This window comes from Dolichospermum sp. UHCC 0260 (assembly GCF_009711985.1).
Lineage (GTDB): Bacteria > Cyanobacteriota > Cyanobacteriia > Cyanobacteriales > Nostocaceae > Dolichospermum > Dolichospermum lemmermannii.
This window is the reverse complement of record NZ_VIKZ01000012.1, coordinates 36,435-51,787: the sequence shown is the minus strand read 5'-3', so window position 1 is coordinate 51,787 and position 15,353 is coordinate 36,435. Positions and strand designations below refer to the sequence as shown.

Sequence of the window (15,353 nt, the reverse complement as noted above, 5' to 3'; positions counted from 1 at the left end):
CATACTCAGATCATGGTCAAATATGATCTGATCACAAGAAGATGGAAATTCAAACATGGAGCAACAAGAAAAAACACTAAGGGCTTCTTCGGATGGGATTGAAAAAATTAAGGCAGCAATGAAAAAAGAAGGATATACTCAAAATTCTGCCAAGACACCAATATATAAAGTTACTAAACAAGAATTAAAACGCTATATAATAGAAAAAATTATAATCACTCCAAATACAACGCAATTAAATAATCCAAACTTAACAGAGTTATCAGAAAAACATCTGCACATTTTTTCAACTCATTCAGACATAAATAAATCTAGTAGGGATATAGTAAGAATATATATTGATCAAGTAAGTGTGCCAATACAACTTGATGAATTTCTTAGAGATTTAGAAGATAAACAAGTGACTGCGTTCCAGTTAACTGATGCAAATTGGCGAACATTTTGTACTGGAAAAGATGCACGCAAAAGTAAACAAAAAGGGCAAGAAAAACTATTACCAGAATCAGTTTTCAATGCCTTTTGTAAAATTTTAGGTTTAAACCCAGATGAAATTGCTTATAAACCAGATAATACTATTGAATTAGAAGACAAATTAAAACTCTTTAATCATGAAAGGCAAATTAATTTACTAATTGAAAAAGTGCAAGACGGTAAAAATACTTTTTTAATTTCTAATGATTGTCTATATAGTCGTAGTTGGATGTTGCACCGATTAGAGAAAGCAATTGAAAGTTGTTTTCTTCAAACTAAAACTAAAATCAATAAATATTCAATTATCACTCTTAATAGTTCTAGTGAGAATATCCATACACAATTAAGTACAAGTATTACTAACTTCAAATCTATTTTTCATAAAAATGACATTTACAATAAACTTAAACAACAACATATTATTCTTGTAATTAATATTGATCATTATTGCTATGATATCGAAAATATCAACAAAATATATGATTTCCATCAAACTATGTATCAGGCAAAATCACCTGATAATGATGGACAGTTGTTAATGTTTTTATTAGCCACAGATAAAAATTTACAAAATCAATTACAAAATCAAAGCTATATTCATGAAAATATCATAGAATTACCAAACGCTGATTATCGTCCATATCATTTAATTAATCTATTGAATATGGAAGAATTAATGGCCAATGAAATAATTAATAAATGTCAAAATAATGCACAAGAATTACTTGTTGAGTTATATAAATATTTAAACATTGATAGAAATCTTACAACTTTAAAAATTTGGAGTAATTACCCATGGAATTAGAATACACCGGAAAAATACACCCTCCCTCTGGAGGTATTTGGAACGAACAAGTAAACCGCAAACTATACCCATACTATCCTGATAATGGATTAAAAGAAGCGGTAAAGTTAGCTATTCAACTAAATCGGCCTTTACTATTAGAAGGTGAACCTGGATGCGGAAAAAGTGAACTTGCACGCGCTGTATTTTATGAATTTAGTCAAAGAGAAGGAGAAAATTGGCATTTCCGACTGTGGAATATTCAATCAACTAGCAAAGCGCAAGATGGCTTTTACACCTATGATTATATTGGCAGATTACAAGCTGCACAAATAGCACGATTAGAAAAATTAAAGAGTACAAACCCTGAAGATTATTTAGAATATGGTCCATTAGGTCATGCTTTTTTAGAACATGGAGAAACAGATAATATCAAATCTAGAAATATCGTCTTAATTGATGAAATTGATAAGGCTGATATAGACTTTCCCAATGATTTATTATTAGCTTTAGAAGACCAATGTTTTGAAATTAAAGATGTGCGTCCTCGACGGTGGTTAACAGCTAATAAAGATGCACCACCAATTATTTTTATCACTTCTAACCAAGAGAAAGAATTACCTAATGCTTTTCTCAGACGTTGTTTATATCATTATGTGGAATTTCCTGATAAAAAGGCATTAATAGATATTATCAATGGCAGATTTTCAGCACCTCCTGAAACATTAATAAATGCTGCAATTGGTCGTTTTTTGGCTTTGCGAGAAGATATGAATGATAACAAAGAAGAAACAGATAAAAAAGTCAGTACCAGTGAATTAATTGATTGGTTTCAAGTCTTAAACCTTCATATTAGAAATGAGGAAAATGAGATTGATGATAAAAAATTAAATGATATTATCAAAGAACTTAAAAACAAGAAACTTCCCTATAATGGTACTTTATTAAAAAATCGCCAGGATAAACAAGAATATGGAAAATAATGTCTGAATCAGGTGGTTATCGAGCGAAGTCGAGATAATATCCAGGATTTAAGGATTTACAGGATAATCTTTACTTCGTTTATCTCGTTTACCTCGTTACCTCGTTCCCAGTCTCAGACTGGGAATGCTATCAAAGAGGCTCTGCCTCTTGTACTATACAATCAATAAAGGCAGAGCCTTTAAAATTCGTTCCCATACAGAGTATGGGAACGAGAAACGAGAAAATGAGAAATGAGAAACGAGAACAGTAACTAGAGTATGGGAACGAGAACACATCCTCGAACGCAAATTTAATAACCTGCAATTCTGACTTAACCTGAAATGGTGCGTTACGCTGTCGCTAACACACCCTACTTTTGCACTTTACAGCACTTCCCGGTGTTATGAGGTACATATCTAGCGGGCAAGATGCCCGCACTACAAGAGCGAATAACTATGCTAAAATAGAAGCACTATGAAAAATCCATTATTGCTAAATCTATTTCTGGAATTACGCGCAACTGGTTTACCTCTGACTATAGACCAGTATGATTTGGCATTTATGGCTTTGTCTAAGTCTGTTGACATAGTATTAAATGATAATAAACCAGCTATTAAAGGGGTTTTACAAACGGTTTGGGTAAAGTCTCGCAAACAACAGGCTTTATTTAATCAATGTTGGCAAGAATTTAATCAAAAGTATCCGTCTCAAACGGCAAAGGTAGAAAGTCAAACTGATGTTATTGAAGTAAAGCTTGGAAAACACAAACCGGAAAGAGAAAAAATACCCCAACCTGCTTTAATTAATGATGAACCAGAATTACCACAACCAGCCGCAGAAATAGCACAATTTAATCCTGATTTGCCTGATGATCATGGAGTTGGTACTTCTGTAAAAACGAAACTCAAAGAAGTTTATTATTTACCTATTAGTCGTCAGGAATTACAAAGAAGTTGGCAGTTATTAATACAGAAATCAACTGGTAATATTCGCCAAATAGACATTCCTAATACAGTTATAGATATTACTAAACACGGATTTTTTACTCAAGCTGTTTTTACTTATCCTAAAACTAAATATCGGGAAGTTGTGCTATTAATTGATCAAGGTGGTTCAATGACTCCATTTCACCCATTTTGTCGTCAATTACAACAAATTTACCAAACTGCAAAAGTTTATTATTTTCATAATAGTCCTACTGATGAACTTTACCATGATCCGCAATGTTGGCAAGGTCAATCTATTACATCTATATTATCTAAATTTTCTCCACAACATACTCTAGTAATTATTATCAGTGATGCTGGCGCTGCGCGTGGCCGCACTGTACCCGATAGGTGGGAAGAAACTTATGATTTTATTACACAATTAATTCCTAAAACTAAAAAAATAGCTTGGTTAAATCCTTTACCCCCTTCCCGTTGGGTAGATAATACGGCTGAAGAAATAGCTAAAATAAATCCTTCAGTTCCTATGTTTGCTTTGGAGACTGGGGAGTTTCAAAGAATGGTGAAATGGTTATCAAGTCGAAACCTAACCCCCCACCCCCCTTCCCTCCCAGAGAAGGAGGAGGAAGAAAGAGGTTCTTCAGATGATTTATGGAATTATGGATTTGATGCTAAAGGTAGAATAGCGGTATTTGAAAAATTATTAGGAAACTCACATTTAAAATTTGCGTCTTATGCTGCTTTTCCTTTGGTTTTAACTCCAGATTTACTTTATTGTTTATACCGTAAATTCTTCTATCAAACATCAAATCTTCTTTGGTATGCGGTTGCTGATTTATTATTATCAGATTTATGTCAACAGGTTGATTTTGAATTATATGAAATGGAACGAGAAGTGAGAAATGAATTACTCAAAAGACTTCCTAGAAGAAACCGCGAACAAATATTAAAAAAACTTTCGGATTTTCTGATTCAATATATTAACCGCCAAGTTAGTAACCAAAATCAAAATAATGACTTAAATCAAGTGCAACAATGGGCAGCTTTGAGTTATGTTGAAAAAGGTAGTCAAGCTGCAAAGGAATTAGCGCGAAAATTACAACAGGCTTATTTAAGCAATAATAAAGGTGAGTTGGTGCGGTTATCGTCGGTAATTGAAACTTTAGCTGAACCATTAAAAGAAAACTATCAACCTTTACTGAAAATAGCACAAGGTTATCGTGCTGTTGTTAGGGGTGATGATAAGGGAGTAGAAGCAAGTCGGAAAATATTCAAGTTAGAAACTATTGAGGTTGAGGGAGTAAAGTTAAAACGTCCAGAAATTAATTTTGGAAAAGTCCGGTTACAAAGTTTTGATTTTGATGTCATTACTGTTAACCGTCGTGGTGAAGAAACGAAACGAGAAACTCAACAAAATTATTATTTTCAAGAAAGTCTTCCAGGAAATATCACATTAGACATGGTTGCTATCCCCGGTGGTAAATTCCTTATGGGTTCACCGGAAGGCGAACCAGGACGCTATGATGATGAAGAAAGTCCTCAGCATGAGGTGACGGTACAACCTTTCTTTATGGGGAAATATCCTGTGACGCAAGCGCAGTGGAAAGCAGTCGCAACCAAGTGTCCACAGGTAAACCGAGAACTTGAACCGAACCCGTCAAAGTTCAAAGAAAATAAACAAGAAAATAATTTACCGGTTGAGCGAATTACGTGGTATGATGCAGTGGAGTTTTGTGAAAGGCTCTCTCAACTGACTGGTAGAAAATATCGTTTACCGAGTGAGGCTGAGTGGGAATACGCTTGCAGGGCTGGAACGACGACACCTTTTCACTTTGGGGAAACTATCACAGGTAAGTTAGCAAATTATAGTGCTTCTATTATCTATGGTGAAGAACCTGAAGGTGAATATAGAGAAAAAACAACTCCGGTAGGTAGCTTGACAGCTAATGCCTTTGGGTTGTATGATATGCACGGGAATGTTTGGGAATGGTGTGATGATCATTGGCACGGTGATTATAATGATGCCCCCACAGATGGCTCGGCATGGATAGAATCCAATAGCGTTGAAGAGGGCGCAAAACGGCTGCTGCGCGGTGGTTCTTGGGTCAACAACCCTAGTCTTTGCCGTTCTGCGTTTCGTTACTCCTACAACCCAGATGACAGCTACACCGTCAATGGGTTTCGGTTAGTAGTTTCCGGCGCAAGGACTCTTTAGTTCTTTACACTCTTGCCCTTTTGCACTTTACGCTTTTTTCTTTTCCCTTCTTCTTGTTGTCGCCTCTGGCGACTCGATTTTTTTGCTTTTAATTTTTGTAGTCTTGGCACGACTTACATATATTATCTATGAGGTATGGGGATTTGTCAAGTATTTTTTGTCTGAATCAGGATTTTCAGGATTTGAGGATGTACGGGATTTGATATTACGTACCTATTCGCAGAGAATGTCCAATATGTATGATGTAAAAATGACATCTTACGTAGGGTTTTAGCAATGCTAAACCCTTATAATTTGCGATATTAAATACGATATTAAATTATTTAAACCAAATGTCAGATGTCAGATTTACCAATTATCCAAAAAACCTACGATTTAATTAAATGGTATGTGCCGATTTTAGAGCGTTTACCTAAAAATCATAAGTTTGGTTTAGGTGACAGAATCGTTTCAGGGCTGTATGATTTATTAGAAGGTTTGATCTTAGCACGATACGCCAGAGAAAAACTAGGTCAACTAGAATTATTAAATGCGAAAATAGATATTTTGCGTCATCAAACCCGGTTGTTATTTGATTTTCAACTCTTTGATGAACGCCGATATGAATATGTGGGACAATTAATCAATGACATTGGTAATGAACTGGGTGGTTGGATTAAGCAGCAAAGACAAGTTAGGCATTCATAAATGAAACGTTACGGAAATTTTTATTCAGAAATTACAGATTTTGGTAATTTAATTTTAGCCGCAAAGAAGGCACAACGGGGAAAAAGGTTTAGAGATAATGTTTTAGGGTTTAATTATAACCTAGAACTAGAATTAGAAAAAATTCAACATCAATTAAAATCAAAAACCTATCAACCAGGTGCTTATAGAACCTTTAGTATTCTTGAACCCAGACCTCGGATTATTTCGGCTGCACCTTATCGAGATAGGGTTGTTCATCATGCTTTATGTAATATTATCGTACCAGTTTTTGAGCCAACGTTTATTAGAGATTCCTATGCTAATCGGGTAGGATTTGGTACTCATCGTGCTTTAAGACGTTTTACTACATTTGCTCGTTCTAGCCGCTATGTTTTGCAGTGTGATATTAAAAAATATTTTCCTAGTATTGATCATCATATTCTGAAAACTATACTTCGTCATAAACTTAAATGTCAAGATACTCTGTGGTTATTAGAGACAATTATTAATGGTAGTAATCTTCAACCACCAGCAATTGAATATTTTCCAGGTGATGATTTACTTACACCTTTAAAATATCGTCGAGGTTTACCCATTGGGAATCTCACCAGTCAGTTTTTATCTAATGTTTATCTGAATGGGTTGGATCATTTTGTACAAGATGAATTAAAGGTTAGCAAATATGTACGTTATGTTGATGATTTTGCGATATTTGCAGATGATCCAGATTTTTTAGCTGAAGCAAAATTAGCAATAGAAGCATATTTAGTTAATTTGCGTCTGAAATTACATCCGGTGAAAACTCAATTATTTGCAACTAAATACGGGGTAAATTTTCTCGGTTTTCGCATTTTACCAGACAGAATTAGGGTAAGAACTGAAAATCTAAGACGAGGAAAACAGAGATTAAAAAGATTGCAAAAGAACTATCTAAATGGTACAATTTCTGATCAAGACGTATCTCGCTCTGTACAGAGTTGGATAGCACATTTAGAACATGGAGATACTTGGCGGTTACGTCAAAAGATATTTACATTTCTTGTGTAAACAAGGGTGTAAAAAGGGGATAGGCACTTCCGGCTGCTGCGCGGTGGTTCTTGGAACAACAACCCTAGAAATTGCCGTTCTGCGTATCGTAACAACAACAACCCAGATAACAGAAACAACAACAATGGGTTTCGGTTAGTAGTTTCCGGCGCAAGCACTCTTCAACTATCAGAACTGGTAAATGGGAATTTATCAGGAGTATAACAGAAGAGTCCAGACCTATTCCTGTGATGTTGGTGACAATATCCAAATATCAAATTGAGTTGGGTAGGCTGGTAGGTGTAATAACCGAAGGTTTCCCCACTTTTAAAATTAGTAAAAAGCAATAAATCCCATTCAATTTCTATTTCTTGGTGGTGTAACAAGCCGGTAAGGGTTTAGCAATGCTAAACCCCTACATTTGTATTGAGGATGGGAATATTTTTTGAGTAAGAATTCCTTAAACAACTGTAATTACTCATTATCTGTTTTTACAAAATATTGAGCAGGTACACCAATGTGAAGAGAATGATCCAAATAATATCCACAAAGTGCCAGTAAATTTCCGCCATTTCGATGCCTGTATGTTTAGTAGCAGAATAATGACCACGACGGAAAGAACGCCATAATACACCCAAAATTAATAACAATCCAATAAAGACGTGCAAACCGTGAAAGCCCGTCATTAAATAAAAGCAATTAGAGAAAACATTGGTAGTGAATCCATAACCTAAATTCATGTATTCATAAACCTGACCGGCTAGGAATACAGCCCCCATAATTGCGGTGATAAAATACCAAAACCGCATCCAACCCACACTATTTCTTTTAATTGCCATATCACCAAAGTGAATGACAAAACTACTAGAAACGAGGATGATCGTGTTAATGGCTGGGATAAATAATTCTACTTCTGTTCCTGCTGGTGGCCAAACTGCTGTAGTCCCTTTAAAAAACAAATAGGTGGCAAAAAATCCACCAAACATTAATGATTCAGAAGCGAGAAATGTGATTAATCCCCACACTCGTAAATCTGGATGTTCTTCATGCCCGTCGCTATGATGTTCAATTGGTGTAATTGCAGTCATATTATTATTCCTAGTATTTGGTTCTCAATTAGCTTCCTCACCCGTCTGGGAATAAATTCCCAGTCTCATAGCCCAAGTCCGTTAAAACGGACTAAAATTCCAATTTTCCAGTCGGGTTTAACCGACTTTTACTATTAGCCTTGTACTTGAGTACAAGGCGGATAAATTATGTTTGCGTTTCAACTGACGGGTTCTGTTAGCGATGATTTATCATGTCCATAGTCATAAGGTCCATGAGTAACAACGGGTAGAACTTCCCAGTTTTCAATAATGGGTGGGGAAGAGGTTGTCCATTCCAAAGTTAAACTTTCCCAGGGGTTATCACCTGCGAGTTCGCCGTTTTTCCAACTAAAAATGGCGTTTAAGGCGAAGGGAATGACAGAAATACCCAAAAGGATTGCGCCAATGGTGCAAAGCTGGTTTAAGCTGGTAAATTGGGGGTCATACATGGCAACTCGGCGGGGCATTCCTTGTAACCCTAGTTTGTGCATGGGTAGGAATGTGAGGTTTGTGCCGATGAAGGTGAGGACAAAATGAACTCGTCCCCAGGTTTCGTTCATCATTCTGCCGGTGATTTTGGGAAACCAGTGATAGATACCTGCGTAAATCCCAAAGACTGAACCACCAAATAAGACGTAGTGGAAATGACCGACTACATAATAGGTGTCGTGAACGTGAACGTCAAAGGGGGCTGTTCCCATGGTTACGCCGCTTAAACCGCCCATGACGAACATGGAAAGTAATCCAATGGCGAATAACATGGCGCTGGTGAAACGGATTTTTCCTCCCCAGAGAGTTGCTACCCAACCGAAGATTTTCACACCTGTGGGGACTGCAACTATGAGTGTGGAAATGGTGAAAAACATCCGCATCCAACCGGGTGTGCCACTGGTGAACATATGGTGAACCCAGACGAATAAACCAACGACACAAATAGCGACTGTGGAAAAAGCGATCGCTTTATAACCAAATATCGGTTTCCGGGCGTGGGTGGGAATAATTTCGGACATAATCCCGAAAATCGGCAGAATCATTAAATAAACCGCCGGATGGGAATAAAACCAAAATAAATGTTGGTAAATAACGACGTTACCACCTGCATCTGGTTTGAAGAAGGATGTGCCGAAGTTAATATCAAATAACAGCAAAACTAAACCGGCTGCTAATACGGGAGTAGAGAAAAGGGCAAGGATAGAAGTTGCTAAAATTGCCCAACAAAACAGGGGTACTTGATCCCATTTCATGCTGGGAACTTTCATCATCAAAATGGTGATGACAAAGTTAAGTGAACCTAAAATTGAAGAAGTTCCTACCAAAACAATCGCTAAAATCCACATTGTTTGGGCGTTGTTGGCGGTAACTAGACTTAATGGTGGGTAAGCTGTCCAACCTGATTGAGAACCACCAAAGATAAAACTACCTAATAATAATAATCCGGCGGGGGGATTTAACCAAAAGGCGATCGCATTTAATTTAGGAAAAGCCATATCTCTAGCACCCATCATTAATGGGACTAGATAGTTACCAAATCCACCAATTGCACTGGGAACAATCCACAAGAAAATCATGATTGTGCCATGATTTGTCATGAAGGCATTGTACAGATTTGGATCAAGAAAGTCCGAGTCCGGTGTGGCTAATTCGGCGCGAAGGGCGATCGCCATTAACCCACCAATTAGATAGAATGCAAAGGCTGTCACCAAGTATTGAATCCCAATAACTTTGTGATCAGTATTAAATGTGAAATAATCTCGAACTTTCCAGGCTGGGGGATGAGAACTATGAGTAATCAGCCGGGTTGTTGATTCGCTTGCATCAGGTGGGGGATTAACTGGAAAATTTACTTGTGTCATATTTTTGTGAGTTGTCTTTTGTCAGTTTTCAGTTATTAGCTAATAATTACTAATGACTCATAACTAATGACTGAAGATTTGTTGGAGTTACTTCCAAATTTTGAATGTAGGGGTCAAGAAATTCTGACGGCGATAAATTCTCCAAATTCACAGCTATTATATGATTTATATCTTGATTTTCTGCAATCTGGTTTTCATTCATCCAAGCATCAAAATCTTGTTGTTCATGAACAATTACCTCTGTCCGCATTGAACCATGATAACCACCACACAATTCTGCACAAACTACCGGATAAGTACCAGTTTTTGTAGCTGTAAATCGCAGTTGTGTAGGAACTCCAGGAATAGCATCTTGTTTCAGACGAAATTGGGGAACCCAAAAAGAATGAATCACATCATCTGCGGATAAATTCAATTGCACATCAGCACCAACAGGAACGTGCAATTCTCCAGCAGAAATACCACTTACAGGGTAATTAAATAACCACGCAAACTGTATACCCTTAACATCTACAACCAAATCAGCCGGTTTATTTTTGGTTTGCGGATTTTCACCAATCCCAATATTAGCTATTTGACTAACATTCATAGCACCTGCTGACTCATGGTGAGGATGACTACCGACACCAAAACCACCCATTTGGTTATAAATATCAACACTATAAATACCTAAAACAATCACAATTACCGTAGGAATTGCCGTCCAAAAAATTTCTAAACTCAAGTTACCTTCTACAGGTGTACCATCAGAGTTATCTCCTTTGCGTCGTCTATAGATAACTAGAAACAGCAGAATCGTCCCTTCAACAATTAAGAAAAGAGCAACCGCAATTGTCAACATGAGATTGAAAAAACCATCTACCAAAGGTGCTTGTTGCGATGCTGCTTCCGGTAATAAATGATGATTTTGACCAACCCAGATACTGATAGGGGCTATGATCATCCCAGCTAACAGTGTCCACAGCGAAACAGGAACTTTTTGCATGAATGCTACCTGCTTTGTAAACATTAATAAAACAATAGTCAGTGAAGATAGACTTTGTTTGTGTAGCCACAGAATTATTTTCTGAGGATAAGACAATCTTTGATATTTTCACTATTACTGTTCTAGCTTGTAACTAATAAAAAATGGGTAAACTTCCATATTTTTTCATATTGATAACTACAAAATCCCCGACTTCTTGAAGAAATCGAGGATTTGAGAGTTGATATTTTCATAAATCAAATAGCAGCAGAAAAAATAGTAGCAAGTATGATTTTTTTAGATGATAACAACTGAAGATTTACGTTTCTGTTTACTGCGAACTTTTTCATCAGTTGCGATCAATATCGAGATTCCCCTCTAATTACCTTGCTGATAAACTTGACAAAAATAACCAGTGTTTTGCAAAACATCACACCGTATTACCAAGAATGTTATTTATCTAGTGTGTCATGACTGTAACAATTCTTGGAACAAATCCGAGCGCAAGCTTCACAACCAATACAGTTTTCTGGATTAGCAATAACCATTACTTTCCGTTCAACTTCTTCTTCATCTTCATCTACTACAAATTCACCTTCTTCATTCAAAGCCATTAAAGCTAAAACTTTATGACCACAAATTTTCATACATCTGCCACAACCAATACATTTTTCTTTATCTATTTCTTGAGCAAATTTAGGAGTCCAAGCATTACCACCATAAGTCAATCCTGTTAATGTAGCCATGAATAAAACCTCAGCAATTTTAGCTAGATGTTAGTTAATCCTTGAATCTTCATACTAGCCTGAGATTTCATTTTTTCAATCACAAAAATTAACTTTTTGTCAAATTTTGATGACTTGCTAAATAATATTATTTATTTTTAATTAGTTCAAAATATTAAATGATATTACTTATTGATAAATTTGGGTAGTGTGCTTGGATAGAAAGCTTATTAGTCAAAGGTTTCTAGAATTGTGTTTAAATTTATTTTTTCAATAAAGCTTGATAAATTAGCCTAAAGATATCTTATGTAACAAGAATAATAATCAATTATCAAAGATTATTATTTGCTTAATTGACTTCCTATTTGCAAATATTTTCTAATTAGATAAAAATATTCTCCTGAGAGTATTAGTAAACACAAACTTTAAAAAATCATTTCCTCTATTTTTGAACCATTTTGTTTTCTATTCTTTATTACCAATTACCCATTCCCGCCTATAAGATGTTACTCAAAAACATTTAGGATAATTTATATAGCCCAAACCAAACATTATGACAGTAAATATTCAGGTAAATATTAAGAAATCCTGCCAAGCTCATCCCGAACAATCTTATTGAAATCTTTATGAAAATTATAGTTAATGAAGAAGCAATGAAGCCTAACTTTGCAAAATATAAATAGCTACAAAATCTGGCTTCATTAACCATATCAGTAATTAATCAGGCGAGAAAAATATCTTCTCGTTATAGAGGTAATTTGGTAGCAAGTTATGAATCAATTGGACACATTAAGGGGAGACTTGAGCCAAACATCTCAACGATTAAAGTAGGAACAGTTCCTATGCCACATATAATTCCTAACAACAGTTGCGTGGGATGTGACAACTGCCGACCCCTATGTCCTACGGGTGCAATCAAAATCGAAGATGATGAATATTGGGTTGATCCTGCCCTTTGTAATAATTGTGAGGGTTATTATTTACAACCACAATGTGTGATTGCTTGTCCAACAAATGCGCCTATACCTACACACGCAAAAAAAGGAAGATGCAAAGTTGAACCACGTGATGCGACTAGTCCAGATTTGTTTTCTAATGGTAAGAATAATCCCTTTGCGTCAGCAATAGTTATTTGGGAAGCTTGTAATTTACTAGCGCAACGAACATCTTTACAATGGGAAAAAAATGAGGAGGGTAATTTACATTACAGTCGCTCAGTTAATCAAGGACGAGGGACAATTTCCTTTCAGATCCAAGACCTATTTCCAGCTAATAACCGCGCTGATAATTTACAAGCAATTGATTATCTAGACATTCGTGCTGCTTGTATCCATCTCATTTTTGCTGCTCAAATCACAGCCCTAGATCAACCTTGGGAAGAAGAATTTACAATTGATGAACGACAAATTGAACAGTATTTGGGCTTAGAAAAACGTAAAGACCTCAGCAAAAGCACCAAACTTGGTTTAATTAAAAACATCGTTTATCAAACTTGTTCTCTCATGGTTTCTATTGACTGGCCGCAACAGGGTAGAGTTCCCAGTTTTTCTATTAAAGATAGTTATCTATGGAATTTGACAGATACTCAGCACCATTTTCAAGAAGATGATCAAGGTTGTAAATATTTAGTCGGACTGACATTTACAGTCAAAGCTGGGATTTGGACACAACATTTCTTCAACAGACAAGGATGCAAAGAACGCACCACATTTTATCAGTATGGCAGTCTTCCCAAAACCCTATTAACCACAGTTATGAGTCTGTGGCAACAACATGAAGGGGCTGTGAGACTTATGCTTTGGTTATTATTTAAAACCAAAATGGGTAGAGAACAACGGATTACTATTCCTACCTTGCTGCGCGTTGCTTATGGTGAGGAAAAAGTGACTCAAGCTTCTAGACACAGGGAAGAACGTAAACGTCTCCTTAAAGCCTATGAAAATGATTTAGAAGTTCTCAATCATTATGGAGTAAAGCCATTATTTGATCCTGTTACCTATCCCCCAGAAATTCAACCTTTGTGGGCAAAATTAGTTGATATTCCTGAAGATCCAGAGGAAGCTTTAGAATTTTGGATTAATGATGGTAGTGGTGAAAATCGTCTCACAGACAGCGGACCACGTGGTAAATGGAATTTGCTTCTGAATGCCCGAATTTTATCTTTTGAACTCCCTCCAGACTGGGAAAACCGCTCAGAATCAGATAAAAAACAACGTCGCACCACTAAATCCAAAAGTAATCATCAACAAACAGGTAATTTATTGGGGGAACAGGTGACAGAAGGACGTAAAAAAATGAACCTTTCCCAAAGGGAATTAGCAAAGCTGATGGAAAAAAGCCAAAGCTGGATTCGTGACGTGGAAAAAGGTCGTTTAAAAGCGAAACTAGACGATCAAATGCTTCTGAGACAATTGCTAGATATCTCTTAAAACAATTAAGCAATACCTTCGCTATTTTTTGTAGGTTGGGTTAAGCGATAGCGCAACCCAACACATTTGTTTGGTGATGACGGATGCCTATAATTCACGTATAAATACGCACTATTTTCTCCGCAACGCAAACAACCCTAAATATTAATCAAGGCTTTTTTCAATTTGGCAAAGGTATCGCTTAAATTGTTACCAATGCTCACAACTTAGTTAATTAAACAAAATCAAGATGCAAATTTTGATTTTTCGTGTTAAATGATGAGTATTAAGGAAATTTGTCAAGATGATGGTGTCAATCTTATATCTAGTGAGGAGTGAACATGAGTAATATTATTTTTCGTAAAAGTTTTTTAACCTTACCAAGTCTTGCAGCTTTGGTAATTTTAGGGAGCGGACTTTCCGTAAATGCTCAGACAGTTGAGCCAGAAACAATTATTCTTCCCACCCACCAAACATCAATATCCACCGTTGCTACAGAAGAAATAGCCAGTGGAACAATCACACCCATACCAGGAACAGTAGAAACTTCATCAGTTATGCTCAATTCTGGTTCTACAGAAGCCAGTGAAAAAACACAACCATCTAATCGCATCGCACAAAGTCCAATTGGCATAGGTAGAGCCACTCGTGGTGGTAGTAGCTACATCGGTGTTGGTTTCAACGTTGGTGCTTCCGGTGGCTTTTCAGACCTAAGTGATGGTAACTTTACTGTCATTAGTAAAATTGGTGTTACCAAAACTCTATCAGTCAGACCATCAGTAATACTAGGATCAAACACAACATTTCTCGTCCCTATCACTTATGACTTGTCTTTTAAATCACCAGATCCATTTACAGAAGCTTTACCCATAGCTCCTTATTTTGGATTAGGTGCAGTCATTGAAACAGGCGATAAATCTGAAACTGCTTTGTTAGTCACTGGTGGTATAGACGTACCTCTCAATAGTAGATTAACCGCCACAGCCGCTGTCAATGCTGGGTTTTTTAGTAAAACTGATGTCGGGGTTTTGTTGGGAGTTGGTTATAACTTCCGTGGGTTTTAGAAGATAGGACTAAGCAGAGGTTTAGACCTGCTAGACCTCTGCTGACACCTGAATTCTACTCCGTAGCATCCATTAAGGAAAATTAGCAAACAAGCAACTAGTTACTTGCCTTCACAAGAGAGGGATTGGCGCTGTACAATTTTTTGGTAACAACTGAC

The 15,353-nt window shown here is 36.5% G+C and carries 11 protein-coding genes and 1 pseudogene; 8 read left to right on the top strand and 4 right to left on the bottom strand.

The features are described from left to right. Positions 1-55: 55 nt before the first annotated feature. From FJR08_RS07130 to FJR08_RS07105, 6 genes and pseudogenes are all read left to right on the top strand, one after another. A complete protein-coding gene (locus tag FJR08_RS07130; protein WP_168632687.1) occupies positions 56-1,276 on the top strand; it encodes a hypothetical protein in 1,221 nt (406 codons plus the stop codon). Beyond that, positions 1,267-2,238, top strand: a complete 972-nt coding sequence (locus tag FJR08_RS07125; RefSeq protein ID WP_168632686.1) for a MoxR family ATPase — start codon at positions 1,267-1,269, stop codon at positions 2,236-2,238. The genes FJR08_RS07130 and FJR08_RS07125 overlap by 10 nt, the downstream gene beginning before the upstream one ends. 454 nt (positions 2,239-2,692) lie before the next feature. After that, positions 2,693-5,380, top strand: coding sequence for an SUMF1/EgtB/PvdO family nonheme iron enzyme (locus tag FJR08_RS23525; protein ID WP_254435708.1), 2,688 nt, complete (start codon positions 2,693-2,695; stop codon positions 5,378-5,380). A 339-nt stretch (positions 5,381-5,719) separates the two neighbouring features. Further along, positions 5,720-6,067, top strand: coding sequence for a diversity-generating retroelement protein Avd (gene avd, locus FJR08_RS07115; RefSeq protein WP_168632685.1), 348 nt, complete (start codon positions 5,720-5,722; stop codon positions 6,065-6,067). Further along, complete coding sequence (locus FJR08_RS07110) at positions 6,068-7,114, top strand: RNA-directed DNA polymerase (protein ID WP_168632684.1); 1,047 nt, start codon at positions 6,068-6,070, stop codon at positions 7,112-7,114. 30 nt (positions 7,115-7,144) lie between these two features. Next, positions 7,145-7,318: pseudogene (locus FJR08_RS07105) on the top strand (SUMF1/EgtB/PvdO family nonheme iron enzyme); the annotation flags it as partial. Between the two features lie 266 nt (positions 7,319-7,584). On the opposite strand, the gene FJR08_RS07100 reads toward FJR08_RS07105, so the two are convergent. The 4 genes from FJR08_RS07100 to fdxB form a co-directional block, all read right to left on the bottom strand. Then, the gene (locus FJR08_RS07100) at positions 7,585-8,181 is read right to left on the bottom strand and encodes a heme-copper oxidase subunit III (RefSeq protein WP_015078454.1); all 597 of its coding nucleotides are present in this window, start codon (positions 8,179-8,181) and stop codon (positions 7,585-7,587) included. A 179-nt stretch (positions 8,182-8,360) separates the two neighbouring features. Next, entirely contained in the window at positions 8,361-10,034 is a 1,674-nt protein-coding gene (gene ctaD, locus FJR08_RS07095) for a cytochrome c oxidase subunit I (protein ID WP_168632683.1), read from the bottom strand. A 49-nt stretch (positions 10,035-10,083) separates the two neighbouring features. Next, positions 10,084-11,019, bottom strand: a complete 936-nt coding sequence (gene coxB / locus FJR08_RS07090; RefSeq protein WP_015078456.1) for a cytochrome c oxidase subunit II — start codon at positions 11,017-11,019, stop codon at positions 10,084-10,086. A 431-nt stretch (positions 11,020-11,450) separates the two neighbouring features. Next, complete coding sequence (gene fdxB, locus FJR08_RS07085; RefSeq protein WP_015078457.1) at positions 11,451-11,744, bottom strand: ferredoxin III, nif-specific; 294 nt, start codon at positions 11,742-11,744, stop codon at positions 11,451-11,453. Between the two features lie 821 nt (positions 11,745-12,565). On the opposite strand from fdxB, the gene FJR08_RS07080 reads away from it, so the two are divergent. Next, positions 12,566-14,152 (top strand): transcriptional regulator, encoded by a 1,587-nt coding sequence (locus FJR08_RS07080; protein ID WP_168632682.1) that lies wholly within the window; start codon positions 12,566-12,568, stop codon positions 14,150-14,152. A gap of 320 nt (positions 14,153-14,472) precedes the next feature. Next, a complete protein-coding gene (locus FJR08_RS07075) occupies positions 14,473-15,195 on the top strand; it encodes a hypothetical protein (protein ID WP_168632681.1) in 723 nt (240 codons plus the stop codon). Positions 15,196-15,353 lie beyond the last annotated feature (158 nt).